Here is a 24,984-nt window from a genome sequence, read left to right on the forward strand (position 1 = left end):
TGTCCAGAGGGTACGCCGAAAGTACCGGAGATCCGCGCGATTCAGAACGCCTGACGCGCTCTTTAATCGGATGTTAGATGGTCCCGTCGACGAGCAGATCCGCCGCTCCTGCGGAGCGCGTCAGGAGGACGCCGGGCGGCCGGAAGCCTCGGAGTCAGGGCTCTCCCCGTCGGGCTCCGGGTCGTACAGCACCGGACGATCGATCGTCTTGGTGACGTCGGACGGATCGACGGCGAGGATGAGCATCGCCAGGATCAGCAGCGTCACGATGAACGCCCCGCCGCCGACGACGAGCCCCAGCGCGATCGGGGTCAGCCCGTCGTAGGTGCCGTCGGCGATCGACGCGTTCACGCGTGCGGTGAAGGCTCCGGTCGAGACCAGGGTGACGACCATGGCGAAGACGCCGCAGCCGAGCGCGATGAGGAGCAGGTGCAGGGGCCGCAGAATGTCCCGGCGGGTGGGCTTCTCGTCGCTCATCGCTCTCCTCCATGCTCCGCGGGGGCGGCGCTGTCGTTCGATTCGGACACCGTGGCGACGGCATCGACCTGCTTCGGCGTGAGGCCGGCGATGCCGAGGAAGACCGCGACGATCGCCGCATACCCGCCGAACATGCCGACGCCGAGGATGATCCCGGAGAGGACGAACGTGCCGGCCTTGTCGATCGTGTACTCCTGCAGGAACCCGGCCGGGATCAGCAGCAGGGCCACGCCGAGCAGAACGCCCAGGCCCCCGACGGTGATCGCATCGCGCGACAGCATGCCGCCGGTGCGCCGGGAGCGGATGCCGGCGAGCAGCTCGATGCCGCCGCTGACGATGGCCCAGGAGGAGACGATGATGAAGAACAGGTCGTCGGAACGCCACACCGGGATTCCGCTCACCATGCCGGCGACGACGCCGACCGCGGCGAGCAGGACGTACGACCAGCGTGAGCCGGCGGGGAGCACCAGCCAGGCGGCGAGCACCTGGACGAGAGCGGTGATGAAGACGAAGCCGCTGAACACGGACAGGCCGACGGCGGCGGAGTGATCAGACGAGAACGTGATCATCAGTGCAGCGACTGCGGCGAACAGGGCGCGCAGCAATTGCACGTGGCGCATGGTGAATGCGCGAGCAGGGGCAGACATGACGGTCCAGAGTCCTCCGGGGTGTTGCTCCCAGTCTACGCGGGGCGGCGGAGCCGCAACGCCGGGAGCCCTGCGGAGGGAGGATTCGTGAAGCCCGGCTGATCTCCCCAGATCGATTGCCGGGCTTCACGACATACGCAGCAAGGGGGGCATCACTGCGTCAGGCCGGTGATCGCAGGGTCGGGCACCCTGCCTGCGAAGACGGCCAAGTGACCCCACATGCCCACCCGGTCCCCTGAGGTACGCGCGTGCGGTCGTATGCTCACTCTAAGGCGCTGATCTTCACATACCGGAGGGGATCTGTGATGAGTTTCGAAGATGACGCGCGCAGAGCCGAACCCGATGACTTCGCGAACGCCCTGCGCGACGCGATAAACGCGAAGCCGGTGACGCTGTCGTGGCTGCAGCGTCAGCTCAAGGCGCGCGGGAACCGCGTGTCCATGGCCACGCTGAGCTACTGGCGATCCGGCGCGCGACGGCCGGAGGGGGCGCAGTCGCTCGCCGCGCTCAGCGACATCGAGGAACTCCTCGGACTCGACACGGGGGCGCTGAGCAGACTGCTCCGATCGACGAACCGCACAGGTCCGCTCGGACCCAACCAGTTCCCGATCGACGAGGAAGAGCTCGAGTTGGCGGTGATCGACGCCTTCCGCGCGCTCGGCGCCTCCTACCCCGACACCTCCCGCGAGCTCACGACGCATTCGGTGACCGATGTCGGCGCGGACGGCAACGTCGCATTCAGCATCACGCGCAGCATCGTGCAGTCCACGGTCGGCACGATCACGGCGATCCCCTTCCTCGAGATCACCCCCGGGGTGCGCACCCCCGCACCTCTGCTGAAGGCGGTGGCAGGGGGCCGGATCGCCGCGCGCTACTCCCACCCCGACGGCGAGGTGCACGGGGTGCTGTTCGAGCTCGATGTGCCGCTGACCGCGCCGGAGACGGCGATGGTGGAGTGGTCGGTGGAGTACCCGCCCGACTACCCCGCGACGCGCGACACCGGCCACGCCCTGGCGCAGAAGGCCAGAGAGCTGCTGGTGTGGACACGCTTCCATCCGGACGCGATCCCTGACTGGTGCGAGGAGCACCTCGAGACACCGGACGGCGTCATCATGACGCCGCTGCCGCCGCCCCGGGGAACGTCGGTGCATCTGGTGCGCCGGGCTTTCGGCCCCGGCGCCCTCGGACTGCACTGGGGCTATGGCCCCCGGGAGGATCAGCCAGGCTGATCTCCGGTCGCGACCGGTCGGCCAGGGGTGTTCGACCACTGGCTCCACGACCCGGGGAAGACCTTCGCCTCGATGCCGACCTCATGCAGGACCAGGGCGGTGTGCGCGGCCGTCACGCCGGAACCGCAATATGCCGCGACGGCCGTGCCCGGCGTGACGCCGACCTCGGCGAAGTTCGCCAGCACGGTCTCCCGGTCGAGGATGCGGCCTGTGGCGTCCAGATGCAGCAGGGTGGGCAGGTTGCGTGCGCCGGGGATGTGTCCTGCCGCGGGATCGAGCGGCTCGGTCTCGCCGCGGTAGCGTTCGGGGGCCCGCACATCCACCAGGACACCGGATGCCGGGAACGCGGCGGCCTCGTCGATCGTCAGCGCATCCGCACCGATCTCCGTGAGGACGACATCGCCAGGATCCGGCGCCACATCATCGGTCGCGACGGCGAAGCCCTCATCCTTCCACCCGCGGATGCCGCCAGCGAGCACCCGCACATCGACGCCGGCCTGACGCAGCAGCCACCAGGCACGGGCGGCCGCGATCCCCTTGAAGTCGTCGTAGGCGACCACCGTGTCGCCCGCACGCACGCCCCACCGACGCGCCGCGTCCTGGAGGGTGGCCGTCGACGGCAACGGGTGCCGTCCCTCCGACGGCTCGCCATGGGTGGAGAGCTCGGTGTCGAGCGCGGCGAACACGGCGCCCGGGATGTGCCCGGTGAGGTAGTCGTCGTGCCCGGCCTCCGGACGATCCAGGCGCCACCGCACGTCGATCACGCGCACCGGTGCACCCCGGGTCAGCAGGTCGTTCAGTTCGACGGCACTCACGAAGTCGCTCATGCTGCGAGGCTACCGAGTCGGCGGCGGCGTCCGGTGCGCCATCGTCTTCTTCCGTCACGATCCGGGCGACGGGTCCGGCGCACTAGGCTCGATCCGGCAACGTCGAGAAAGGGCCAACGATGCCCTCTCGTCTCCGCTGGATGCGGTTCCGACCGCAGGAAGCCGCGCTCATCGCGATCACCGCCGTCTGGGGCGGCACGTTCCTGCTCGTGCATTGGGCGATGGAGCACTCCGGACCCTGGTTCTTCGTCGGCATCCGGTTCCTCATCGCGGGACTGATCAGCGTCGTGATCTTCCGACGCGTGCTGCGCGGCATCCGCTGGCGCGATGTCGGCGCGGGCGTCGCGATCGGGGTGATGATCTACCTCGGCTACGGCCTCCAGACGCTGGGGCTGCAGACCATCGACAGCAGCACCTCGGCCTTCATCACCGCGATGTACGTGCCGCTGGTGCCGCTGGCGCAGTGGGCCGTGTTCCGCAAGCGCCCGCCCGCCATGGCGTTCGTCGGGGCGGGTCTGGCCTTCGTCGGGCTGCTGTTCATCGCCGGCCCCGATGCCTTCGCGCTGACTCTCGGCGCGGGCGAGATCGCGACCATGATCAGCACGCTGCCGATCGCCGCCGAGATCATCCTGATCAGCCTCTTCGCCGGGAAGATCGACCTCGGACGCATCACCGTGGTGCAGCTGCTCACCGCGGGAGTGCTGGGACTGCTCACGATGCCGGTGGTCGGCGAGGACGTGCCGGAGTTCTCGTGGATCTGGGTCGGCTGTGCGGTCGGCCTGGGAGCGGCGAGCTGCCTGATCCAGTTGACGATGAACTGGGCCCAGAAGTCGGTCTCCCCCACCCGCGCGACGATCATCTACGCCGGGGAACCGGTGTGGGCAGGAGTCATCGGACGCATCGCCGGTGAACGCCTGCCCGCCACCGCGCTGATCGGAGGGGCGCTCGTGGTGCTCGGCATCCTCGCGAGCGAGTTGAGGGTCGTGCGGCGCAGGGCACAGCCACACACATCGCCGCAGGCTCGGGAGGAGAACCACGCCATGGGCGGAGAATCTCCTGTCGAATCTCCGCCCGACACGGAGATCTCCGCCCGCCGCGAGGTCACACCGTGAGCAGCACCTTCGTGGCGCGGCGCTCGTCCATGGCCCGATAGCCCTCGGCGGCTTCTTCGAGCGGAAGGGTGAGGTCGAACACCTTGCCCGGGTCGATCTTCCGGTCCCAGATGAGCTGGATCAGCTCGGGGAGGAAGCGCCGCACGGGCGCGGGTCCGCCGTGCAGGTGCACGCCGGAGTAGAACAGCTCCTCGCCGGGCAGCGCCACGTCGTGAGAGACGCCGACGAAGCCGACGTGGCCACCGGGGCGGGTGGAGCGGATCGCCTGCATCATCGACTCCTGGGTGCCGACGGCCTCGATCACCGAATGCGCACCGAGACCGTTCGTGAGTTCCTTGATGCGGGCCACTCCCTCATCCCCGCGTTCGGAGACGATGTCGGTCGCGCCGAACTCGCGCGCCAGCGCCTGCCGATCGGCGTGCCGGCTCATCGCGATGATGCGCTCGGCACCGAGCTCCCGTGCGGCGAGGATCCCGAGGAGCCCGACCGCGCCGTCGCCGACCACGGCGACGGTCTTCCCCGGTCCGACCTCGGCGGCCACGGCTGCGAACCATCCCGTGCCGAGGACGTCGGACGCGGCGAGCAGTGAGGGGATCAGATCGGCGTCGGGCCGGCCGGGCGTGACGACCAGCGTGCCGTCGGCGTGCGGGACGAGCGAGTACTCGGCCTGCGTGCCGTAGCGCCCCATCGGCACCACGTGCACGCAGCGGGACTGGTACCCCGCCTGACAGATCTCGCACGTGTTGTCCGACGCCATGAAGGATCCGACGACGAAGTCGCCGACCCGCAGCGTCTGCACTTCGGTGCCGATCTCCTCGACCACGCCGACATACTCGTGCCCCATCGGCGCGTGGTCGACGTCGTTGGCACCGCGGTAGGGCCACAGGTCCGAGCCGCAGATGCAGGTCGCGGCGATGCGGATCACCGCATCGGTCGGCCGGGAGATGGTGGGCTTCTCGCGCTCTTCGACCCGGACGTCTCCGGGGGCGTGCATGACTACTCCGCGCATTCGTGTTGCTCCTTCTGTCGCGTGGACTCCAGTCCACACCGAATCCCTCGCGGATGGGAGGTTCTGACGGAGCCCCTCCGAAATCCTGGGATCCGGGAATAGTCCGCCGAACGCCGCGTTGCACCCGACATGATTGAAACTTCAACCGTCGCTCCGGTCGCCACGGAACGCACTCGCGTCCGCGTGCCGCTGCGCTTCGGCGACGGCTTCTCCACGACCGCCGACGTGGTCACCTTCGACGGCCTCGTCGACGGCCGCGAGCACCTGCTGCTCGGGCTCGGCGACTGGCGCGCCGCACTCGAACGCGCGATAGACGGCGGGGACGCACCGCTCGTCCGTCCGCACAGCGAATGCCTCACCGGCGACGTGTTCGGCTCCGAGCGCTGCGACTGCGGCCCCCAGCTACGCGAAGCCGTCGAGCGCATCGCCGACGAAGGCGGGTTCCTGCTCTACCTCCGCCAGGAGGGCCGGGGCATCGGCCTGTACGCCAAGCTCGACGCCTACGCGTTGCAGGACGCGGGCCTCGACACGTACGAGGCGAACGTCGCCCTGGGCCACGGCGAAGATGAGCGCGACTACACGGTGGCCGCCCAGATGCTGAACGCGCTGGGCGTCGACGGCATCCGCCTGCTGAGCAACAACCCCGACAAGGCCGTGCAGCTCGAAGCGCTCGGCATCCGCGTCACCGAGCGCGTGCGCACCGAGGTGCACCTGTCCGAAGCGAACACCCGCTACCTGCAGGCGAAGCGCGACCACACGGCGCACACGCTCGACCTGTCGGCAGCGTGACACCCGCGGGATACCCGAGTGACACCCAGGAGGACAGCATGACGGCGGAGCAGCAGCATCCGCGTCGACTCGACGACACCGAGATGGACACCTGGCTCCCCGTCATCCGGTTCGTCCAGCTGCTGCCGCAGGTGCTCGATCGCACGCTGAAGGAAGAGGTCGGGCTCAACCACGCCCGATACGCGATCCTCGTCACCCTGGCAGGTCAGGGGGAGAGCGCCGTCACCATGACCGAGCTCGCCCGCATCGCCGGCCTCAGCCGTTCCCGCCTGAGCCACGCTCTGGATTCTCTCGAGGAACGCGGCTGGGTCACCCGCACCTCGTGCGGCTCCGACAAGCGCACCCTCTCGGCCGCACTGACCCCGGCGGGAAGAGAGATGCTGCGCACGGCCGCACCCGTGCACGTCGAGCAGGTGCGCGAGCTCGTGCTCGATCCGCTCACCGATGAGGAGCGCGAACAGTTGGGGGCGATCCTCGGCAAGCTGCTGCCCGGGGTGACCGCGGCACTGTGAGGCGTCGCGGATCGGTCACCGGTACCGCCAGTACCTCCCTCCACGGTCGCTGAGCGCGTACCGTCGAAGGCATGGACACCCGCAGCGAGGTGCGCGAGTTCCTCTCCACGAGGCGCGCACGCATCACCCCCGATCAGGCAGGCCTCCCCGCATTCGGGGGCAACCGCCGCGTACCGGGCCTGCGCCGCGAGGAGGTCTCGCTCCTCGCGGGTGTCAGCGTGGACTACTACACGCGGCTCGAGCGCGGCGACCTGTCCGGCGCGTCCGACAGCGTACTCGACGCCCTCGCCCGCGCGCTCCAGCTGGACGAGGCCGAGACCGCGCACCTGTTCGACCTCGCCCGCACCGCGAACGCCTCGCCGGTCGCACGCACGCCGCGGAAGAAGGCCACGGAGCTGCGTGCGAGCATCCTCCGCCTGCTCGATGCCATGACCGAGGCGCCGGCGATCGTGCGCAACAACTACTTCGACTACCTGGCCGCGAACGCCCTGGGCCGTGCCCTCTACGCGCCGGTGTTCGCGCAGCCGCAGCCCAACAGCGCCCGCTTCGCGTTCCTCGATCCGGCGGCGCAGGAGTTCTACCCGGAGTGGGACCGCAACACGCAGGAGCTCGTCGCGGCGATGCGCGGTGAGGCCGGCCGCAATCCGTTCGATCGGAAGCTCACCGATCTCGTCGGCGAGCTCTCGACGCGGAGCGAGCGGTTCCGCACCCTCTGGGCCGCCCACAACGTGCGCTTCCACCGCACGGGCGTGAAGCGCATCGCGCATCCGATCGTCGGAGAGATGGAGCTGACCTACGAGGCGTTCGAGCTGCCGGCCGACCCGGGACTCCACCTGTCGACCTATACCGCCGAGCCGGGCACGGCGTCGGCGGACAAGCTGCGGATGCTCGCCAGCTGGGCGGCGACGGATGCGGCCGCATCTGTCGCCGCGGAGCCCGAGCCCGCTCCCGATCGCACTCCCACTCCCGATCACACCTCGGGGCGCGCAGACTGCTGAACCACGGTTCTGCTCTGAGCAGAACCGCTCGAAGCCGCCGGATGCCGCGGATTATCGTGAGGCATGGCCGACATCCTCGCATTCCCGCGCACCCCTCGCTCCGAACGCCCCCGCCCGAGCGATCCCGAGCCCCTGTGGAGACACCTGCTGGGTGACCAGCTGCGCCGCCGACGTCACGACCGCGAGGAGACCCTCTCCGAGACCGCCGACAAGGCCGGTGTCTCGCCGCAGTACCTCTCCGAGGTCGAGCGGGGATTGAAGGAGCCGTCGAGCGAGATGATCGCCGCGATCGCCGGAGCCCTCGACACGAGCCTCGTCGAGCTGACGAGCGACGTTGCCGACAGTCTGCGATCGACGGCCCCTTCGCGTGGCGCGTTCGCCCTCGCCGCGTGATCCCGGAGCCGTCATCTGCATGATCGACGGACGGATGCATGACCACAGGCACCGCATCGGTCATGCAATCGTCCGCCGCTCATGCATCCGTCCGCGAGCCCGGACTGCAGATCAGCTCCGCGCTCCCAGCACCGTGTCGACCAGCCCGTAGTCGAGGGCGGCGGCGGCGGTGAACACCCGGTCGCGATCGGTGTCGACCCGGAGCTCCGCGACCGTCCGGCCGCTGTGCCTGGCCAGGATCTCCTCCATGTCGGAGCGCACCCGCACCACCTCGTCGGCCGCGAGGATCAGGTCGGGGATCGCACCCCGGGACTGTCCGGCCGGCTGGTGCAGCACGATGCGCGCGTGGGCGAGAGCGGCTCGCTCCCCCGGTTCTCCGGCAGCGACGAGGAGTGCTGCCGGTCCGATGGCCTGCCCGACGCAGGTGGTCGCGACGCCGGGACGGATGTGCTGCATGGTGTCGTAGATCGCGAGCGCTGCGCCCGGATCGCCGCCCTCGCTGTTGATGTAGAACTGGATGCCGGATTCGGGGCTGTCCGCGTCGAGATGCAGCAGCTGCGCGATGAGGGCGTTCGCGACCCCCGCATCGATGCCCGTGCCGAGGTAGATGACCCGCTCCGCGAGCAGGTGCGAATAGACGTCCATGATGCGCTCGCCTCGGGGATGCTGCGCGATGACGTTCGGGATCGTGTAGCCGCTCATGCGTCCGCCCCCAGTCCGACGCGCGCACGTCGTCGCGGCATCACCTCGGCGATCGAGGCCACGATGCCGTCGATGAAGCCGTAGTCCTGCGCCTGCACCGCGGTGTACCAGCGGTCGTGAAGGGAATCCTCGAAGATGCGCGCGATGGGCTGGCCCGTGTCGTCGGAGATGAGGCCGAGCACGGTGTCGCGCATATGCCGCAGGTCGTCGGCCTGCGTCTCGAGCTCGCCCGCGGATCCGCCGATGCCCGCGGAACCCTGATGCATCAGGATGCGTGCGTGCGGCAGCGCCCGCCTCTTGCCGGGGGTGCCGGCGGAAAGCAGGAACTGTCCGGCGCTGCAGGCGAGTCCGAGGGCGAGGGTGGCGACGTCGTTGGGGATCAGCCGCATGATGTCGCGGATGGCCAGCATCGACGGCACGGAGCCGCCGGGCGAGTGGATCCACAGCGCGATGTCGGCGACGGGGTCCTCGGCCGACAGCGCGAGCAGCTGGGTCATCAGCAGCGTGCCGTTGTCGTCGTCGAGAGCACCGTCGAGCACGAGCACCCGCTCGTGGAACAGTGCGCGCCGGGCTTCGGGACCGAACTGCGGGATGGGGTTGTCTTCGCTCATGCCCCCAGCCTCTGTCGCCCCGCGGGCGTGCGGAGCGGATTCTGCCCTGGGCGGCTCTGCCGTGAGCGGATGCGGGCAGATGCGAGCGGATGCGAGCGGATGCGGGCAGATGCGCGCGGATGCGGGCAGATGCGAGTTCCTGGGCGGATGCCGGTGGGGAGGCATCCGCCCAGGCCCTCGGGTGGGGATGGAGGCGGGTGGGGTGAGCGGACGCGGATCAGGCGGCGAGGGCCAGCGAGCGGCGGTGGGAGATGCGGTGACCGACCCAGAAGCCGATCGCGATCAGCCCGGCCAGGGCGATGCCGAGGATCCACGGCAGCATCGAGGGCGCGGCCCCCGCGGTGGCGGTGGCGAGGGTGTCGGAGCCGTCGGCGATCAACCCGTTCCCCGCGGCGAGGTCGGCGGCCCCGGCCTCGAGCTTGTCGCCGCCGTCCGCGAGATCGCCGGAGCCGTCCGCGACCGTCGCCGCGCCGGCGGAGAGCTTCTCGATGCCGATGTTGAGGTCGCCGGCACCGGCCTGCAGCGCACCGACGCCGGTGGCGAGCGTGCTGGCGCCGTCGTTCAGGCGGGTTGCGCCCGCGCTGAGGTTCGCCGTGCCGGAGGAGAGGGAGGAGGCCCCGGTGGAGAGCGTCTGCAGCCCGGCGGCCAGCGTGGCGGCGCCGGCCGAGAGCTGCGACGTGCCGGAGTGCAGGGACTGCGCGCCCGCGACGAGGGCCGGCGCCCCCTGGGGAGCGACCAGCGCCACGGTGCCCGGCCACTTGTTCGCGACGTCGCCGTTGATGAGGCCGTTGACCCCGGCCGTGACCTTCGCCGACCCGCCGGCGGCGGCGACGAGCCCCTGGGCGAGGTCGGACCCCTTGGCCGCCACGGGAGCCATCGCATCGACCTCTTGATCGACGCCGGCAGCCAGTTCGGCGAGCGCCTTGAGCTGCAGGTTCTGCTCGTCGGCGGCTGACATCGTGGCGAGCGCGTCGGCAAGCTGCTGCGAATACCCTGGCGCCGTGGATGCCACTCCCTGCAGGAGGCTCTTCGCTTCGGGCTGCGCGAGAGCGATCACGTTCGCGTCGACCTTCGTGCCGAGCGTGCCGCTGAGCGCGCTCGCACCCGCCAGTACCTGCCCGGCGTACGCGTGCGCTCCGTTGACTCCGGCGGCCAGGGTCGACACTCCCGCTGCCAGCGTCTGCGCCCCGGCATCCGCCTGCGCCATCTTCGTCGAGAGCTCCTGAGCCCCGGCGAGCGCGCTCTGGGCTCCCCCGCTGACCTTGCCGGCACCGGCTGCCGCGGTCGATGCGCCGGCGGCGAGGCTGCTCGCGCCGTCGGCCAGGCTCATGGCACCGCTCGCCGCCGTCGTGGCCCCGTCGCTCAGCTTCTGGGAGCCCTCCTGCGCGCTGGCCGCGCCCGCGGAGAGGACACCTGTCCCCGTGGCGAGCTGCGACGCACCGGCCGAGAGGTCTGCGGCACCGGCAGCGAGGTCGGCCGATCCTTCTTTCGCGGACGTCGTTCCGTCGGCGAGCTCGGAGGCACCGGCGGCGATCTTGCTCGTCGTCGCGAAGAACAGGATCACCATCGCGGCCAGCAGCAGGCTGAGCACGATCACGGCGATGCGCATGCCGATTCCGTGCGAGTGGGGCGTGGTACTCGTCATTGAGGACTCCCGGGGTCAGTGGCGTCGTTGCCACCGGCGACTGTATGGGCACCCCGACTCGCGACCCCCGGATTTGCCGCTCGAAACCAAGTCTCAGCACCGATGAAACTCAGTTTCTTGTGGCTAGTGCACAAACGGGGGTGCCAGGCCCCTGTGCCCTGCGCGAAAAGGGGCCGTAACATCGCGGACTCACGACCCGCCTAGCCTCGTGCCCATGGCGAAGCAGAAGGCACCGGCGTGGCAGTGGTCGGAGGACGGACTCAATTTCCGCACGCGCAAGTGGGTCCGTCCGGAGGACCTCAACGCGAACGGCTCATTGTTCGGCGGCAGCCTGCTGAAGTGGATCGATGAAGAAGCGGCGATCTATGCGATCGTCCAGCTCGGCAACTACCGTGCCGTCACCAAGCACATCTCGGAGATCAACTTCGAGGCCTCGGCCGTGCAGGGCGATCTGATCGAGATCGGCCTGCAGGCCACGCACTTCGGCACGACGTCGCTCACCATGCGCGCGGTGGCCAGGAACATGATCACGCGCAAGCGCATCCTCACGATCGAGAAGATCGTGTTCGTCAGCCTCGACGACGATGGGGTGCCGACCCCGCACGGCTACACGGAGATCACCTACGACCGCGACCGGATGCCGACCGAGCGCATCGCCACCGGCACGATCCGACTCCCCTCCCTCTGATCCGCCACAGGAACGCCGAGCCACCTCCTCAGGCGCGAACTGCCCCCCGGTGTGCCGCGCGCGAGGAGGTGACCCGGTCGGAGAGGGGCGCGTCGACCTCGAAGGCCGGAACGCCGGCGAACGCCTGGGCGAGGTCGGCGATGAGGTCGTCGACATCCTCCAAGCCGATCGACAGACGCAGCACGTCGGCTGCCGGACGCGCTTCGGGAGGGACAGGCCGATGCGTGAGCGCCGCCGGATGCTGGATCAGCGAGTCCACTCCGCCGAGCGACACCGCGTGCGTGAACAGTGCGGTCGCGGTGGTGACCGCAGAGGCCGCGGCGAATCCGCCGCGCATGCGCATCGCGATCATCGCGCCGGTGCCGCGCATCTGCCGTTCCAGGATGCCGCGCGGGTCGCCGTCGAGTCCCGGATAGAACACCTCGGCGACCTCGGGTCGATCGATGAGCCACTGCACGATCCGCCGCGCACTCTCCTGCTGGTGCCGCACCCGCACGGGGAGAGTCGTGAGGCCGCGGTGCAGCAGATAGGCCCCGAGGGGATGCAGCAGCCCTCCCGTCACCGCCCGCACGCGGCGCAGAGCCTCCGCCGTCTCCTCGCTGCACGCGACGACGCCGGCGATCACATCGCCGTGCCCGCCCAGGTACTTGGTGGCGCTGTGCAGAGACATCGCCGCCCCGAGGTCGATCGGATTCTGCAGCACGGGGGTCGCGAACGTGTTGTCGACGACGACCGGCACCGTGCCGGCCTGGCGCACGACGTCGGCGATGTCGGCGATGTCGAGGGTGGGGTTCGCCGGGGTCTCCACCACGACGAGGCCGGTGTCGGGGCGCACGGCCGCAGCGACCTCGTCGGGGTGACAGTAGGTGGTCTCGACGCCGAGCAGGCCGGAGCCGAGCAGATGGTCGGTCCCCCCGTAGAGCGGACGCACCGCAACGACGTGGCGCGCCCCGGTCGCTCCCGTGTGCGCCAGGATCACGGCCGTCATCGCGGCCATGCCCGAGGCGAAGGCGACCGCGGCCTCGGCGTGCTCGAGCTCGGCGAGTGCCTCCTCGAAGCGGGCGACCGTGGGGTTCCACAGTCGTGCGTAGACCATGCTGCCGTCCGCCGGAGGACGCCCTCCCGTCGCCATGGCCTCGTACGAGTCGCCGCCGCGCTCGATGTCCGGGAGCGGGTTCGTGGTCGACAGATCGATCGGCAGCGCGTGGACCCCGAGCCCCTCGAGGTCGGAGCGGCCGCCGTGGACGGCGACGGTGTCGGGATGCAGCGATGCAGTCATGACTCCACGTTGCCGGAATCACGATGAAACCGCAGGAACTCGACAGAAGCCGCCAGAGATTCGACGCTGAACGCTATTCTGTGCAGCATCCGAAGGGCAAGGAGGCCCCCCGTTGGCGAAAGCACAACTCGACGAGACCGACCTCGAGCTGCTCGCGGTCCTCAGCCGCGACGCCGAGACGACGAACAAGGCGCTCGCACATCGCCTCGGCCTCGCCGAGTCGACCTGCGCACATCGGGTGCGGGCGCTGCGCGAGCGCGGAGTGATCCGCGACACGCGCATCCGCGTCGACGGGGCCGCTCTGGGTTTCCCGCTGCAGGCGATCATCAAGGTGCGCCTGGCGAACCACACAGGAGACAAGGTGACGGCCCTCTTCGATGCCCTGGTCGACATCCCGCGCGTCCTTCAGGTGTTCCACGTCGCCGGCGTCGACGACTTCCTCGTGCATGTGGCCGTGCAGGATGCGACGGCCCTGCGCGACATCGTTCTCGAGCACATCACGGTGCACCCCGTCGTGCGCGGCACCGAGACCCAGCTCGTGTTCGAACTGCGCGACGGACCGGGAGTGCTCTCCACCTGACCCTTCCGGTCGCACTTCGTGCCGTCCGATCCCGTTTCAGACGGCACGAAGTGCGACCGGAACGAGCGGAGCGTCGGTGCGTGCGCGAGGATGGAAGGCACGCCCGCCAGGAGCAAGGGAGCACCATGAGCCGCAGCGCCACCGCCGCCACGCACACCGTCCGCGAGATGCGGGACTTCCTCTTCGCGAACGCCACCGACTATGCGGCGGCCCGCGACGGATTCGTCTGGCCGGAGGTCGACGAGTTCAACTTCGCGTTGGAGTGGTTCGACGTGGTCGCGAGCGAGAACCCCGACCGCCCGGCGGTTCAGATCGTCGAGGCCGACCTGAGCCTGCGCTCCTGGACCTACGGGCAGCTCTCGGCGCGATCCGACCAGGTCGCCTCCTGGCTCCGCACGCTCGGCATCGGTCGCGGCGACCACGTGATCGTGATGTTGAACAACACGATCGAGCTGTGGGAGGTGATGCTGGCGATCACGAAGATCGGTGCCGTGTCGATCCCGACCTCGACCCTGTTGTCGGCTTCGGACCTCGCCTACCGCGTCGAGCACGGACGCGCGCGGGCGGTCATCACTCTCGGAGCGCTCGCCGATCGCCTCGACGACATCGATCCCGGCATCCTGCGCATCGGCGTCGGCGACGACATCTCCTCCGGCTGGGCACGCTTCGCCGATTCCACCGCCGCTCCGGCGGGTTTCGCGCCCGACGGTCCGACCCCCTCGTCCGACACCGCGCTGCTCTACTTCACCTCGGGCACGACGAACCGCCCGAAGCTCGTGCAGCACACCCACGCCTCCTACCCGATCGGGCACCTGTCGACCATGTGGTGGCTCGGGGTGCGCCCCGACGACGTGCACCTCAACATCTCCTCCCCCGGCTGGGCCAAGCACGCGTGGTCCAGCTTCTACTCGCCGTTCCTGGCCGAGGCCACCGTCTTCGTCTACAACTACGCCCGCTTCGACGCGAACACGCTCATGCAGGTCATGGACACCCACCACGTGTCGACGTTCTGTGCGCCGCCGACGGTGTGGCGCATGCTGATCCAGGCCGATCTCGCCCGGCTCACCCGCCCTCCGCGCGAACTGGTGGGCGCGGGCGAGCCCCTGAACCCCGAGGTCATCGACCGGGTGCGTGACGCCTGGGGCGGGACGATCCGCGACGGGTTCGGTCAGACCGAGATGACCGCGTGCATCGGCAACTCCCCCGGCCAGGCGGTCAAGGTCGGCTCGATGGGACGCCCGTTGCCCGGTTATCCGGTGGTGCTGCTCGACCCGGTCACCGGCGCAGTCACCGAGGGGCAGGGCGAGGGTGAGATCGCGCTCGATCTGTCGCAGCCGCCGCTCGGGCTCATGGCCGGCTACTACGACGACCCGGAGAAGACCGCGGAGTCACGGACGGGCGGTTACCACCACACGGGCGACATCGCCGTGCGCGACGACGACGGCTATCTCACCTATGTCGGCCGCTCCGACGACGTGTTCAAGGCTTCCGACTACAAGATCTCACCCTTCGAGCTCGAGTCCGTGCTGCTCGAGCACGACCTCGTGATCGAGGCAGCGGTGATCCCGAGTCCCGATCCCACGCGTCTTGCGGTGCCGAAGGCCTACATCTGCCTGACCCCGGAGGCCCCGGCCGTCGGTTCGGATGCGGCGCGCGCGATCTTCGCCCACGCGCACGAACGGTTGTCATCGCATCTGTGGGTGCGGATCATCGAGTTCGTCCCCGAGCTCCCCAAGACGATCTCCGGCAAGATCCGACGCGTCGAGCTTCGGGCACGCGAAGCCGCGCGGGTGCAGTCCGGCGACGAGGCCGGGCAGCACCGTGACCGTGACTACCGCTGAGGTCAGCGCACGACGGCGATCGTCGCCGTCGCCGGCCCGGTCTTCGTGAGCGCAACCTTCGACGTCGCCGTGACGGGCGTCTTCGACGTCGCCGTGACGGGCGTCTTCGACGCGGGAACCGCCTTCGGCAGCTCCTCCACCGTGCGGTCGGCACGTTCCACCCCGGCCGCATTCACGATCGCGCGCACGACGCTCCCGACGATCAGCATCGCGACCAGCGCCGCGCATGCCACGATCAGCGGCGTCCACTCGCGCGCGAAGGACGCCGCGAAGCTCATCAGCGCGCCCACGATCCACAGACCCACCGCGCCCCCGGCGAGCCCACCGGAACCCCGGACGATCGCGACCGCCGCGACGATCGCGAAGATGACGGCGAGCGCCGCACCCACGTAACCGATCGGCACCATCACCGCAGCCAGATCACTGGCCATTCTCAATGTCGTCATGACGACCCCCCGTCAGTGGTTACTCCACTCATTCGACATTAGAAGTGTCCCCCGGAATGGGCATCCGCCTCAAGTGCGACTCGCATCATCCTGAAGGCGGATATCTGTACGGACCGGCACAGTCGGAACGACAGCGGCGCGGCTGTCAGCGACGACGTGGCCACCGCAGGCGGCGCGCCCGCACGACCCGTATCGGCTGGGTGACGACCGCGTCCACGACCATCGACCCGTCGGTCGGTCCGACGATCGCGATGGCCGAGGTCTCCGTCGCCTCCGCGGGGTCGATGGGCAGCCGTCCGAGAGCGCGGTGGGCGCGGATGTACGCGGGGACGAGCAGCACGATCGCTCCGAGCCAGGCGAGCGGGTTGCTCAACGCGACACCGTCGAATCCGATCCATGCCCCCAGCACGATCGCCGCGCCCACGCGCATCACGAGCTCGATCACGCCGGTCACGGTGGGCACGAGCGTGTGACCGAGTCCCTGAAGAGCGCCGCGCAGCACGAACAGCATGCCGAGCGCCCAGTACCCGCAGCCGTTGATGATGAGCATCCGATGCGCGTCGTCGACGACGACGTCGGATCCTTCGCCGATGAACAGGCGCACCATCGGGGCGCCGAATGCGACCAGCAGGGCACCGAGGACCACACCGGCGGCGACCGCCATCCAGGTCGCCTCGACCACACCGCGACGGATGCGGTCGGGCCGACGACCGCCGTGGTTCTGCGCTGCGTACATCGAGACGGCGAGGCCGAGAGACGACAGCAGGGCGACCGCGAGGCTGTCGACGCGCGAGCCCGTGGTGTAGGCCGCGACCGCGTCGGCGCCGAGGGTGTTCAACGCGACCTGCACCGTGAGCGTGCCGATCGCGATGATCGACGCCTGGAACCCCATCGGCAGGCCGAGTCGCAGGTGCTCGGCGATGTCGTCACGGGTGATGCGCCAGTCGGCTCGGCGCAGGTGGAGCATCGGCAGCCGCCGACGCACGAACTCCAGGCACAGTGCCACCGAGACGGCCTGAGCGACGACCGTGGCGAGCGCAGCTCCCCCCACTCCCCATTCGAGGGGCCCGACCATCAACACGACGAGGCCGACGTTGAGCGCACACGACACGGTCAGGAACACCAGCGGCGTCTTCGAGTCGCCGATCGCACGGATGATCGCGGACAGGTAGTTGAAGAACATCGTCGCGCTCGCGCCGAGGAAGCTGATCTGCGTGAAGATCGTCGCCTCGGCCATCAGCTCGGGCGGCGTCTGCAGCAGCGACAGGATCGGGCCGGCGAGGAGGGGCGCCCCCACGGTCAGGATGACGCTCGTGATGGCGCTGAGCAGTACGCCGGTCGCGACCGATCGGCGTACGGCCGCGTCGTTCCTCGCGCCGAATGCCTGGGCGATCGGGATCGCGAAACCGCTCGTCAGCCCCCAGGCGAACCCGAGCAGCAGGAACAGCAGGCTTCCGGTCGCTCCGACGGCGGCGAGCGAGGTGACGCCGAGATGACGACCGACGACGATGGCGTCGGCGAACTGGTAGAGCTGCTGCACCACGTTGCCGAGCAGGAGCGGGATGGAGAAGGCAAGGATGACGCGCCACGGACGGCCCGTGGTGAGGGAGGTGGCCATGAAGGAGCGGCTCGCAGAACTGAGGGGATGATCGGGGGTGCCACCAGCTTATCGAATCGATTCGGCGGGCCGGAAGACCGGAACTCGATTCTGGACTCGGCGCCTCCTCCAGGTACCGTCGGACGGCAACCGTCGACGAGGACCGGAGGAAGAAAGTGACGAAGCAGTACACGGGGGGAACCGGACGCGAGCGCGACACCGCCGCGGACGGAGAGGAACAGCATCTGCGGCGAGCGCTGAGCAACCGCCACATCCAACTGCTCGCGATCGGCGGGGCCATCGGCACCGGGCTGTTCATGGGCAGCGGCAAGACCATCTCGGTCGCGGGCCCGTCGGTGATCTTCGTCTACATGATCATCGGCTTCATGCTGTTCTTCGTCATGAGGGCGATGGGCGAGCTGCTGCTGTCGAACCTGAAGTACAAGTCGTTCAGCGACTTCGCGAGCGACCTGCTCGGCCCGTGGGCGGGCTTCTTCACGGGGTGGACCTACTGGTTCTGCTGGGTGGTCACGGGAGTCGCCGACGTGATCGCGATCGCGGGATACACGGATGCGCTGATCCCCGGAATCCCCCTGTGGATCCCCGGCGTGCTGGTGATCGTCATCCTGCTCGCCCTGAATCTCCCGACCGTCGCCGCGTTCGGCGAGATGGAGTTCTGGTTCGCGCTGATCAAGATCGTCGCGATCGTGGCGCTCATCATCACCGGACTCGTGATGATCTTCACCGGGTTCCAACACGACGCCGGCACCGCGAGCTTCTCGAACCTGTGGGACAAGGGCGGCATGTTCCCGCACGGATTCATGGGCTTCGTCGCGGGCTTCCAGATCGCGGTGTTCGCGTTCGTCGGCATCGAGCTCGTGGGCACCGCAGCAGCGGAGACCAAGGACCCGAAGCGCAACCTGCCCAAGGCCATCAATGCGATCCCGATCCGTGTGCTGCTGTTCTACGTGGGCGCGCTCATCGTGCTGATGGCGGTCACCCCGTGGACCGAGTACGTCGCCGGCGAGAGCCCGTTCATCGCGATGTTCGCCCTCGCCGGACTCGGCATCGCCGCGACGGTGGTGAACCTCGTGGTGCTGACCTCCGCCATGTCGAGCGCGAACTCCGGCATCTACTCGACCTCGCGCATGGTGTTCGGTCTCGCACAGGACGGCGACGCCCCGCGCATGTTCGCCCGCCTCTCGCGCCGCCGGGTGCCGCAGAACGCCCTGTTCCTGTCGTGCATCCTGCTGCTCTCCGGCGTGGTGCTGCTCTACGCGGGCAAGGACATCGGCACCGCGTTCGACATGGTGACCACGGTCTCGGCCCTGTGCTTCATGTTCGTCTGGACGATCTTCCTGTGCAGCTACCTCGTGTACCGCCGCACCCGCAAGGACAAGGTCGCCGCGTCGACCTTCCGACTGCCCGGCGGTGTGTTCATGGTCTACGTGGTGCTGGCGTTCTTCGTGTTCATCCTGTGGGCGCTCACGACCCAGCCCGACACGCTGACCGCGCTGCTCGTGACGCCGATCTGGTTCGTCGTGCTGCTCGTGGCCTGGCTGTTCGTGCGCCGCTCCCCGAACCACCTGGCCCGGCACGCGGCGCACATCGCGCACCTCCGCGACGACTCGGTCGAGGCGGACTGACTCCGGCCTCGGGCGGTCTCTGTTCACAACTCAGGAACTTCGTCGGGCACCGGACCGGATCACGGGGACACGGCTGTCCGGCCCTGACGTTCCTGAGTGGTGAACGCCGTCAGGCCGAGACGGCCGGGGCGGCCGCAGCCGGGGCGGCGGGCTTCGTCGCGAACAGACGCTTCCGCAAGGCGAGGAACAGCAGCACCATACCGGCGCTGAGCAGGATGTGGCCCAGCCCCGCGATGCCCGCGATCATGCTCGACGACTCCTGCCCGAGCACCGTGAGGCAGCCGTGCCAGATCATCATGGCCGACGTGAGCACCAGGCCCGCGTTGTACAGCCAGAAGAACCAGCCGAACAGGCGGCTCTCGGAGAGCGCGAACACCTTCTCGAGGAGCAGGACGATCAACAGCACGATGAAGCCCAGCACGAGCAGGTGCGTGTGCACGAGCCCGAGCTGCGTCGCCTCCCCCTCGGGGAAGCCGTTGATCTTGGTGAACTCTCGGTAGAAGAGTCCGGAGGCGACGCCCGCGATCATGGAGGCGAACGCGGCGGTGAAGAGTCTGCGCATCGGGAATCCTTTCGGTCTGATTCCAGCCTCGGCGTCGCGGCCGTTCCGGGGATCCATCGAACGGTTGACAGGGTCCGGCCCCGCGCACGCGGCCCGCGCCAGCGGGCGACTCGGAGCAGACCGGACTCGGAGCAGACCGGACTCAGAGCAGACCGGACTCGCGTGCAATGGCGATGGCACGCGCCCGGTTGTCGGCGCCGAGCTTCTCGAACACGTGCACGAGGTGGGTCTTGACGGTGGCCTCCGTCACGAACAGCGTCTTGGCGATCTCGCGGTTCGACGCCCCGGTGTCGAGCAGCCGGAGCACCTCCAGCTCACGGCCCGTCAGCCGCACCCGCGGCGCGCGCATGACCTGCACCACCCGCTCACTGAGCTCCGGGCTGAGCACGAGTCCGCCGGATGCGGCCTGCCGGATCGCACGCACGATCTCGTCGGGGGCGACATCCTTGAGCAGGTACCCCGCCGCTCCCGCCTCGATCGCACCGAGGATCTCGGCGTCGCGATCGAATGTCGTGAGGATCAGGACGGCCGGGGCCGGATCCTGCGTGCGCAGGGCGGCGGTCGTCTGCACGCCGTCCATGCCCTCACCGAGCCGCAGGTCGCACAGCACGACATCGGGATGCAGGTGCCGAGCGAGAGCGAGCGCCTCTTCTCCGGACGCCGCCTCACCGACCACCTCGACGTCGTCACGGTGGTCGAACAGCGAGCGCACACCGGCGCGGACGATGGGATGGTCATCGACGAGCAGCACGCGCACCGGGGTCATCCCTGTTCTCCGTTCCGTCGCCCCTGAGCGGCGCGGCCCAGAGGGATGTGCGCCGAGAGCGCGGTGCCGTCGCCCGGGGCGCTCTCCACATCGAGCCCTCCGCCGAGCTCCCGCAGGCGCGCACGCATCGAACGCAGTCCGTAGCCGCCGCCGCGGCTGCCGACGCCGCCCTGGGCGTCCCAGTGCCGGGCGTCGAACCCGATCCCGTCGTCGACGATGTCGAGGCGCACCGCATCGCCCGCATCGGCCAGGGTGACCACGACACGGGAGGCCGATGCGTGGGAGCGGACGTTCGCCAGGGCCGACTGCGCCGTCCGCAGCAGGGCCACCTCGGCATCGATGCCGAGCGACGGCAGGTCGTCGTCGGCGTGCAGAGCGGCCTCGATCCCGGTCTCCTCGGTGAGGCGCTCCAGCATCCGGGCGAGGGCGTCGCCGAGCGCCGTCGACTCCAGCTCCGCCGGCGCCAGGGCGTTCACGATGCGCCGAGCATCCGCCATCCCCTCCGCCGCCAGGGCGCCGATCTGCTCGAGAGCGCGCGTGCGCTGCGACGGATCGTCGACCTCCAGGGCCGAACGCGCGAGCATCCCGATCGACGACACGCTCTGCGCGACGGTGTCGTGGATGTCGCGCGACACCCGGGTGCGCTCGGCCGTCGCCCCCGACTCGCGCTGGGTGCGGGCGAGCTCGTCCTGCAAAGCTGCCATCTCCTCCTGGGTCGCAACCAGCGAGGCGATCAGCTGACGGCGCTCGCGCCCGTCGCGGACGAGCTCGAGGTACCCGCGCGAGATCCCCAGCGCGAAGACGCCGCCCACGAGGGGACCGATCACGTTCGCGTAGGTCGTGGTGCCGGTGTGCAGCAGCGGAGCGGTCACCACCACGGCGAGGACCACGACGCTGAGCAGCAGCGCCCACCGCAGGCGCATCACGAATCCGGCGAGCAGCCACAGCGGGAAGGCGAGCCACACGAACTCCTGCGAGACCACGACCGCGCCGAGCCAGATGAGGGTCAGCCCGAGCAGCCACCAGGTCGCGAGGCGACGGTCGGCGGTGCGTTCGCCGAGCAGCAGACCGCCGCCGTACCAGCCGAGGAAGACGAGCGAGAGGGCGAGGACCCACGGCAGCGGCACACCGTCCGCCGCGGCGCGCCACGCACCGACCACGAGCAGCACGACCGTGATGACGGCCTGACCGATCCGGATGGAACCGACCAGGCTCGCCCACGTGCGGGGCGCGCGGATCCCGGCCGCGGAATCGACACGGCCGGAACGCTCAGTCCGCGTCTGCGGAGATGGCGACTGCGGCATCTTCGTATTCTCCCCCGTGCGGCCGGTCTCCGTGTCGATCCGCGTGTCGATCCCCGCGGGATCCCGCACCCCCGGCCTTCCGCGGCCACCACATCCGCTCGCCGACGATCGCGAAGATCGCCGGGACCACCAGGGTGCGCACGACGAAGGTATCGACGAGCACGCCGATCCCGACGATGAGGCCGATCTGCCCGAGCGTGACGAGGGGCAGCAAGCCCAGCGCGGCGAACACGGCCGCGAGCACGACACCGGCGCTCGTGATCACGCCGCCCGTCGCGGTGAGGGCGCGCACCATCCCCTGCCGCGTGCCGACCATCCGTGCCTCCGTGCGCGCGCGATGGACGAGGAAGATCGTGTAGTCGATCCCGAGCGCCACCAGGAACAGGAAAGACAACAGGGGCACCTGGAGGTCGAGCGCGTCCCACCCGAACACGACCCTGCTCAGCCACGTGCCGGCACCGATGGCCGCGACCGCGCTGAGGATGTTCACCGCGAGCAGCAGCACCGGCGCCACCAGGGAGCGCAGCAGCACGATCAGCACGAGCAGACTGACGGCGAGGACGAGCGGGACGACCAGCAGCAGGTCGCGCCGATTGCCTTCGCGCGCATCGAGATCCGCCGCCACCGGGCCGCCCACCACGGCGTCGGCATCCGGCACCGTCTGCATGGCCTCTCGTACCGCGCTCACCAGGTCGAGGCTCGCGGACGTTCCGGGCGCCGGCTCACCGACGACGAGCAGACGGGTGAGCGCTCCGTCGCTGCTCTCCCCGGTCGCCGATACCCGGAGCACACCCGGCACGTCGTCGATCGCGGCGACCAGCGCATCGGCCTCCGCCGTATCGCCGATCACGATCATCGGCTGCGCCTCCCCGGCCGGGAAGTGATCGCCGAGCACCGTGAGACCTGCAGCCGACTCGGACACGACACGGAACTTCTCGACCTGGGTGAGCCCGACGGACGCTCCGGCGAGCCCACCGGCGAGAACGCCGAGCAGCGCGAGTCCGCCGACCAGCGGCACCCACGGGCGCCGGGAGACGCGTTGAGCCACCGCACCCCACACGCGGCCCGTGGCCGCGACATCGCCCACGCGCGGCGCGAACGGCCAGAACAATCGACGGCCGCACACGGCGAGCGCCGGTGGCAGCACCAGGAGCACGGCGGCGAGCGCGATCAGCAGGCCCACGGCAGAGGCGATGCCGAGCCCGCGCGTTCCCGGGATCACCGCGAGGGCGAGAGTCGACAGCGCCAGGACCACGGTGACGTTCGAGGCGACGATCGCGGGGGCGGTGGCACGCCAGGCGGCGACCAGGGCGCGGCGATGATCGGTCTCGCGGGCGAGTTCTTCGCGGTAGCGCGAGATGAGCAGGAGGGCGTAGTTCGTTCCGGCACCGAAGACGAGCACGCTCACGATCCCGGAGTCGAACTGCAGCCCGAGCCCGGCGCCGATCGCCGCGGTCGCCTTGTTGGCCAGCTGATCGGCGAGGGCGACCACGATGAGGGGGATCATCCACAGCACGGGCGAGCGGTACGTGACGATGAGCAGCAGGGCCACGATCCCGAGGGTCACCATCAACAGCGTGAAGTCCGCGCCGTCGAACGCGGAGGCGACGTCCACACCGAACGCGGGCCCGCCCGTGACCTGCACATGCATCCCGTCGAGGGGGTGCTCGGCCACGGTGTCGCGCAGACCGTGCACGGCCTCAGCGGCGGCGTCGTCGTCCACCGTCAGCGTCGCCTGGATCACCGCGGCCTCGCCGTCGTCGCTGACGATCGGACCGTGGGGGGCGTGCCCGGTCTCCGCTTCGACTTCGCCCGAGAGCGCACCCAGGGCGGCGAGGTCGGCATCGCTGAGCTGTGCGTCGTCGTCACGGGAGGCGACCAGCAGTACCGTGTGCTCGTCCGCGTCGGGGAACTGCTCGGCGAGGAGCGCGGCCTGCGCGGATTCGGAATCCGGCGGAGCCACGTCGTTGCCTGCCGGGACCGATGCCCGTCCGAACGCGCCGAGGAGGGCGGTGAACGCGACCGCCGCGATCAGCAGGGAGATCCATCCCCCGCGACGAGAGGTGAGCCACAGCGGAAGGGAGCGGAGGGTGCGGAGCATGACTCCAGTCCAGCCGCCCTCACCCTCGGCCGGATCGCGCAGGGGGCGGAGACGGGTCTCCACCCTTCGATGGATCCGCGCGGCGCGCAGGAGGGTCCGGCAGCAGCCTCCTGCCGAGAGAGGGGCTCCCGTCAACGGGGTTCCACCAGACCCTCCCCCGTCGCCGCACGTGCGCGTAGCGTCGGGTCCAGGCCGCCGATCCGTCCGCGGCCGCGACGAAAGGACCACTCATGCACACGCGCACTCTCGGACAGGGCCTTCAGGTCTCGGCGGTCGGACTCGGCTGCATGGGCATGTCACAGAGCTACGGCCCCAATCCGGGTACCCGCGACGACATGATCGCGGTGCTGCGCTCGGCGGTCGATCACGGCGTCGACCTCTTCGACACCGCCGAGGTGTACGGACCGTATGTGAACGAGGAGCTCGTGGGCGAGGCGCTCGAGCCCATCCGCGACCGGGTCGTGCTCGCGACGAAGTTCGGGTGGGATATCCAGGACGGCAAGAGCGTCGGCCTGAACAGTCGACCCGAGCAGATCCGCCGGGTGGCCGAGGCATCGCTGCGGAGTCTGCGCTCCGACGTGATCGACCTCTTCTACCAGCACCGTGTCGATCCCGATGTGCCGATCGAGGACGTCGCCGGCACGGTCGGCGAGCTGATCGCCGAGGGGAAGGTGCGCCACTTCGGGCTCTCCGAGGCGTCGGCCGAGACGATCCGCCGCGCGCACGCCGTACATCCCGTCACCGCGCTGCAGAGCGAATACTCCCTGTGGACCCGCGACCCCGAGGCGGAGATCCTGCCGGTGCTCGCCGAACTCGGCATCGGATTCGTGCCGTTCAGCCCGCTCGGCAAAGGTTTCCTGACCGGCACCGTCGACACCGCGTCCGACTTCGCGGCCGGCGACATCCGCGCCACGATTCCGCGCTTCACGGCAGAGAACCGGGCCGCGAACCAGGCGCTCGTGGCGCACGTCGCGCAGTTGGCCGCCGCCAAGGACGCCACGGCCGGCCAGATCGCGCTGGCCTGGCTGCTCGCCCAGCAGCCGTGGATCGTGCCGATCCCCGGCACCCGGCGCACCACCCGCATCGCGGAGAACGCCGCGAGCACGGCCGTCGCACTCTCGGCCGACGAGGTCGCCGACCTCACTGCCCTCGCGACACGCATCGGCGTGAGCGGTGACCGCTACAACCCGCAGCAGATGGCGTTCGTCGATCGTTGAGCCTCC

25 protein-coding genes are annotated in these 24,984 nt (G+C 69.7%); 11 read left to right on the top strand and 14 right to left on the bottom strand.

Features of this window, described 5'->3' with window-relative positions; translation table 11 throughout:
- Positions 1–120 precede the first annotated feature (120 nt).
- Together ABDC25_RS17790 and ABDC25_RS17795 are read right to left on the bottom strand one after the other, a co-directional pair.
- Positions 121–477 carry a hypothetical protein gene (locus ABDC25_RS17790; protein ID WP_021201588.1) on the bottom strand — a complete coding sequence of 119 codons (357 nt, stop codon included), beginning with the start codon at positions 475–477 and terminating at the stop codon, positions 121–123.
- The gene (locus ABDC25_RS17795; protein WP_021201587.1) at positions 474–1,124 is read right to left on the bottom strand and encodes a hypothetical protein; all 651 of its coding nucleotides are present in this window, start codon (positions 1,122–1,124) and stop codon (positions 474–476) included. Before ABDC25_RS17795 ends, ABDC25_RS17790 begins: the two co-directional genes overlap by 4 nt.
- Before the next feature lie 305 nt (positions 1,125–1,429).
- On the opposite strand from ABDC25_RS17795, the gene ABDC25_RS17800 reads away from it, so the two are divergent.
- A complete protein-coding gene (locus tag ABDC25_RS17800) occupies positions 1,430–2,353 on the top strand; it encodes a hypothetical protein (RefSeq protein WP_029260654.1) in 924 nt (307 codons plus the stop codon).
- Here ABDC25_RS17800 and ABDC25_RS17805 read toward each other — a convergent pair.
- Positions 2,341–3,180: a sulfurtransferase gene (locus ABDC25_RS17805; protein WP_347123931.1), complete on the bottom strand. Its 840-nt coding sequence runs from the start codon at positions 3,178–3,180 to the stop codon at positions 2,341–2,343. The genes ABDC25_RS17800 and ABDC25_RS17805 overlap by 13 nt on opposite strands.
- A gap of 119 nt (positions 3,181–3,299) precedes the next feature.
- Here ABDC25_RS17805 and ABDC25_RS17810 point away from each other — a divergent pair, with 119 nt between their 5' ends.
- Positions 3,300–4,292, top strand: a complete 993-nt coding sequence (locus ABDC25_RS17810; protein WP_347123933.1) for a DMT family transporter — start codon at positions 3,300–3,302, stop codon at positions 4,290–4,292.
- Here the strand turns inward: ABDC25_RS17810 and ABDC25_RS17815 are convergent.
- Positions 4,282–5,301, bottom strand: coding sequence for a zinc-dependent alcohol dehydrogenase family protein (locus ABDC25_RS17815; RefSeq protein WP_031208314.1), 1,020 nt, complete (start codon positions 5,299–5,301; stop codon positions 4,282–4,284). The two genes, ABDC25_RS17810 and ABDC25_RS17815, sit on opposite strands and share 11 nt — an antisense overlap.
- A gap of 129 nt (positions 5,302–5,430) precedes the next feature.
- Here ABDC25_RS17815 and ribA point away from each other — a divergent pair, with 129 nt between their 5' ends.
- The 4 genes from ribA (at position 5,431) to ABDC25_RS17835 (ending at position 7,993) form a co-directional block, all read left to right on the top strand.
- Positions 5,431–6,090 carry a GTP cyclohydrolase II gene (gene ribA, locus ABDC25_RS17820; protein WP_031208311.1) on the top strand — a complete coding sequence of 220 codons (660 nt, stop codon included), beginning with the start codon at positions 5,431–5,433 and terminating at the stop codon, positions 6,088–6,090.
- 38 nt (positions 6,091–6,128) lie between these two features.
- Positions 6,129–6,602, top strand: a complete 474-nt coding sequence (locus tag ABDC25_RS17825) for a MarR family transcriptional regulator (protein WP_347123936.1) — start codon at positions 6,129–6,131, stop codon at positions 6,600–6,602.
- Between the two features lie 71 nt (positions 6,603–6,673).
- Positions 6,674–7,600, top strand: coding sequence for a helix-turn-helix transcriptional regulator (locus ABDC25_RS17830; RefSeq protein WP_167255159.1), 927 nt, complete (start codon positions 6,674–6,676; stop codon positions 7,598–7,600).
- Between the two features lie 63 nt (positions 7,601–7,663).
- The gene (locus tag ABDC25_RS17835; RefSeq protein WP_021201579.1) at positions 7,664–7,993 is read left to right on the top strand and encodes a helix-turn-helix transcriptional regulator; all 330 of its coding nucleotides are present in this window, start codon (positions 7,664–7,666) and stop codon (positions 7,991–7,993) included.
- Positions 7,994–8,104: 111 nt separating this feature from the next.
- Here the strand turns inward: ABDC25_RS17835 and ABDC25_RS17840 are convergent, their stop codons facing one another.
- The 3 genes from ABDC25_RS17840 to ABDC25_RS17850 all read right to left on the bottom strand — a co-directional run bounded on the left by ABDC25_RS17840 (position 8,105) and on the right by ABDC25_RS17850 (position 10,951).
- On the bottom strand, positions 8,105–8,695 hold the full coding sequence (locus tag ABDC25_RS17840; protein ID WP_021201578.1) for an ATP-dependent Clp protease proteolytic subunit: 591 nt from the start codon (positions 8,693–8,695) through the stop codon (positions 8,105–8,107).
- On the bottom strand, positions 8,692–9,306 hold the full coding sequence (locus ABDC25_RS17845; protein ID WP_021201577.1) for an ATP-dependent Clp protease proteolytic subunit: 615 nt from the start codon (positions 9,304–9,306) through the stop codon (positions 8,692–8,694). Before ABDC25_RS17845 ends, ABDC25_RS17840 begins: the two co-directional genes overlap by 4 nt.
- Positions 9,307–9,523: 217 nt before the next feature.
- The gene (locus tag ABDC25_RS17850) at positions 9,524–10,951 is read right to left on the bottom strand and encodes a hypothetical protein (RefSeq protein ID WP_347123939.1); all 1,428 of its coding nucleotides are present in this window, start codon (positions 10,949–10,951) and stop codon (positions 9,524–9,526) included.
- A gap of 214 nt (positions 10,952–11,165) precedes the next feature.
- On the opposite strand from ABDC25_RS17850, the gene ABDC25_RS17855 reads away from it, so the two are divergent.
- Positions 11,166–11,639, top strand: a complete 474-nt coding sequence (locus ABDC25_RS17855; protein ID WP_021201575.1) for a hotdog domain-containing protein — start codon at positions 11,166–11,168, stop codon at positions 11,637–11,639.
- A gap of 28 nt (positions 11,640–11,667) precedes the next feature.
- Here the strand turns inward: ABDC25_RS17855 and ABDC25_RS17860 are convergent, their stop codons facing one another.
- Positions 11,668–12,918, bottom strand: a complete 1,251-nt coding sequence (locus tag ABDC25_RS17860; RefSeq protein WP_167255155.1) for a PLP-dependent aspartate aminotransferase family protein — start codon at positions 12,916–12,918, stop codon at positions 11,668–11,670.
- A 112-nt stretch (positions 12,919–13,030) separates the two neighbouring features.
- Here ABDC25_RS17860 and ABDC25_RS17865 point away from each other — a divergent pair, with 112 nt between their 5' ends.
- Positions 13,031–13,498, top strand: coding sequence for an Lrp/AsnC family transcriptional regulator (locus ABDC25_RS17865; protein ID WP_021201573.1), 468 nt, complete (start codon positions 13,031–13,033; stop codon positions 13,496–13,498).
- 125 nt (positions 13,499–13,623) lie between these two features.
- Positions 13,624–15,339 carry an AMP-binding protein gene (locus ABDC25_RS17870; protein WP_347123942.1) on the top strand — a complete coding sequence of 572 codons (1,716 nt, stop codon included), beginning with the start codon at positions 13,624–13,626 and terminating at the stop codon, positions 15,337–15,339.
- 2 nt (positions 15,340–15,341) lie between these two features.
- Here the strand turns inward: ABDC25_RS17870 and ABDC25_RS17875 are convergent, their stop codons facing one another.
- Both ABDC25_RS17875 and ABDC25_RS17880 read right to left on the bottom strand, forming a co-directional pair.
- Entirely contained in the window at positions 15,342–15,785 is a 444-nt protein-coding gene (locus ABDC25_RS17875) for a hypothetical protein (RefSeq protein WP_347123944.1), read from the bottom strand.
- Between the two features lie 145 nt (positions 15,786–15,930).
- On the bottom strand, positions 15,931–17,403 hold the full coding sequence (locus ABDC25_RS17880; protein WP_347123946.1) for an MATE family efflux transporter: 1,473 nt from the start codon (positions 17,401–17,403) through the stop codon (positions 15,931–15,933).
- 155 nt (positions 17,404–17,558) lie between these two features.
- Between ABDC25_RS17880 and cycA the strand changes: the two genes are divergently transcribed.
- Positions 17,559–19,028, top strand: a complete 1,470-nt coding sequence (gene cycA, locus ABDC25_RS17885; protein ID WP_347123948.1) for a D-serine/D-alanine/glycine transporter — start codon at positions 17,559–17,561, stop codon at positions 19,026–19,028.
- A 109-nt stretch (positions 19,029–19,137) separates the two neighbouring features.
- Here the strand turns inward: cycA and ABDC25_RS17890 are convergent, their stop codons facing one another.
- From ABDC25_RS17890 to ABDC25_RS17905, 4 genes are all read right to left on the bottom strand, one after another.
- Positions 19,138–19,590, bottom strand: coding sequence for a DUF2871 domain-containing protein (locus ABDC25_RS17890; RefSeq protein ID WP_167255147.1), 453 nt, complete (start codon positions 19,588–19,590; stop codon positions 19,138–19,140).
- Positions 19,591–19,732: 142 nt separating this feature from the next.
- Positions 19,733–20,356: a response regulator transcription factor gene (locus ABDC25_RS17895; RefSeq protein ID WP_029260668.1), complete on the bottom strand. Its 624-nt coding sequence runs from the start codon at positions 20,354–20,356 to the stop codon at positions 19,733–19,735.
- The gene (locus ABDC25_RS17900; RefSeq protein WP_347123950.1) at positions 20,353–21,660 is read right to left on the bottom strand and encodes a sensor histidine kinase; all 1,308 of its coding nucleotides are present in this window, start codon (positions 21,658–21,660) and stop codon (positions 20,353–20,355) included. Before ABDC25_RS17900 ends, ABDC25_RS17895 begins: the two co-directional genes overlap by 4 nt.
- Positions 21,626–23,761 (bottom strand): MMPL family transporter, encoded by a 2,136-nt coding sequence (locus ABDC25_RS17905; RefSeq protein WP_347123952.1) that lies wholly within the window; start codon positions 23,759–23,761, stop codon positions 21,626–21,628. The genes ABDC25_RS17900 and ABDC25_RS17905 overlap by 35 nt, the downstream gene beginning before the upstream one ends.
- Positions 23,762–23,991: 230 nt before the next feature.
- Here ABDC25_RS17905 and ABDC25_RS17910 point away from each other — a divergent pair, with 230 nt between their 5' ends.
- A complete protein-coding gene (locus tag ABDC25_RS17910; RefSeq protein ID WP_347123954.1) occupies positions 23,992–24,978 on the top strand; it encodes an aldo/keto reductase in 987 nt (328 codons plus the stop codon).
- Positions 24,979–24,984: the final 6 nt, after the last annotated feature.

Source organism: Microbacterium sp. SY138 (genome assembly GCF_039729145.1).
Lineage (GTDB): Bacteria > Actinomycetota > Actinomycetes > Actinomycetales > Microbacteriaceae > Microbacterium > Microbacterium maritypicum_A.

What these genes read in the sequence shown, in the direction of transcription:
- ABDC25_RS17850 (WP_347123939.1), bottom strand. Translation starts at nt 10,951, where the DNA reads ATGACGAGTACCACGCCCCACTCGCACGGAATCGGCATGCGCATCGCC.
- ABDC25_RS17900 (WP_347123950.1), bottom strand. Translation starts at nt 21,660, where the DNA reads ATGCCGCAGTCGCCATCTCCGCAGACGCGGACTGAGCGTTCCGGCCGT.
- ABDC25_RS17905 (WP_347123952.1), bottom strand. Translation starts at nt 23,761, where the DNA reads ATGCTCCGCACCCTCCGCTCCCTTCCGCTGTGGCTCACCTCTCGTCGC.
- ABDC25_RS17790 (WP_021201588.1), bottom strand. Translation starts at nt 477, where the DNA reads ATGAGCGACGAGAAGCCCACCCGCCGGGACATTCTGCGGCCCCTGCAC.
- ABDC25_RS17805 (WP_347123931.1), bottom strand. Translation starts at nt 3,180, where the DNA reads ATGAGCGACTTCGTGAGTGCCGTCGAACTGAACGACCTGCTGACCCGG.
- ABDC25_RS17830 (WP_167255159.1), top strand. Translation starts at nt 6,674, where the DNA reads ATGGACACCCGCAGCGAGGTGCGCGAGTTCCTCTCCACGAGGCGCGCA.
- ABDC25_RS17910 (WP_347123954.1), top strand. Translation starts at nt 23,992, where the DNA reads ATGCACACGCGCACTCTCGGACAGGGCCTTCAGGTCTCGGCGGTCGGA.
- ABDC25_RS17815 (WP_031208314.1), bottom strand. Translation starts at nt 5,301, where the DNA reads ATGCGCGGAGTAGTCATGCACGCCCCCGGAGACGTCCGGGTCGAAGAG.
- ABDC25_RS17860 (WP_167255155.1), bottom strand. Translation starts at nt 12,918, where the DNA reads ATGACTGCATCGCTGCATCCCGACACCGTCGCCGTCCACGGCGGCCGC.
- ABDC25_RS17845 (WP_021201577.1), bottom strand. Translation starts at nt 9,306, where the DNA reads ATGAGCGAAGACAACCCCATCCCGCAGTTCGGTCCCGAAGCCCGGCGC.
- ABDC25_RS17890 (WP_167255147.1), bottom strand. Translation starts at nt 19,590, where the DNA reads ATGCGCAGACTCTTCACCGCCGCGTTCGCCTCCATGATCGCGGGCGTC.
- ABDC25_RS17875 (WP_347123944.1), bottom strand. Translation starts at nt 15,785, where the DNA reads ATGACGACATTGAGAATGGCCAGTGATCTGGCTGCGGTGATGGTGCCG.
- ABDC25_RS17870 (WP_347123942.1), top strand. Translation starts at nt 13,624, where the DNA reads ATGAGCCGCAGCGCCACCGCCGCCACGCACACCGTCCGCGAGATGCGG.
- ribA (WP_031208311.1), top strand. Translation starts at nt 5,431, where the DNA reads ATGATTGAAACTTCAACCGTCGCTCCGGTCGCCACGGAACGCACTCGC.
- ABDC25_RS17795 (WP_021201587.1), bottom strand. Translation starts at nt 1,124, where the DNA reads ATGTCTGCCCCTGCTCGCGCATTCACCATGCGCCACGTGCAATTGCTG.
- ABDC25_RS17895 (WP_029260668.1), bottom strand. Translation starts at nt 20,356, where the DNA reads ATGACCCCGGTGCGCGTGCTGCTCGTCGATGACCATCCCATCGTCCGC.
- ABDC25_RS17825 (WP_347123936.1), top strand. Translation starts at nt 6,129, where the DNA reads ATGACGGCGGAGCAGCAGCATCCGCGTCGACTCGACGACACCGAGATG.
- ABDC25_RS17880 (WP_347123946.1), bottom strand. Translation starts at nt 17,403, where the DNA reads ATGGCCACCTCCCTCACCACGGGCCGTCCGTGGCGCGTCATCCTTGCC.
- ABDC25_RS17800 (WP_029260654.1), top strand. Translation starts at nt 1,430, where the DNA reads ATGAGTTTCGAAGATGACGCGCGCAGAGCCGAACCCGATGACTTCGCG.
- ABDC25_RS17835 (WP_021201579.1), top strand. Translation starts at nt 7,664, where the DNA reads ATGGCCGACATCCTCGCATTCCCGCGCACCCCTCGCTCCGAACGCCCC.
- ABDC25_RS17810 (WP_347123933.1), top strand. Translation starts at nt 3,300, where the DNA reads ATGCCCTCTCGTCTCCGCTGGATGCGGTTCCGACCGCAGGAAGCCGCG.
- ABDC25_RS17840 (WP_021201578.1), bottom strand. Translation starts at nt 8,695, where the DNA reads ATGAGCGGCTACACGATCCCGAACGTCATCGCGCAGCATCCCCGAGGC.
- ABDC25_RS17855 (WP_021201575.1), top strand. Translation starts at nt 11,166, where the DNA reads ATGGCGAAGCAGAAGGCACCGGCGTGGCAGTGGTCGGAGGACGGACTC.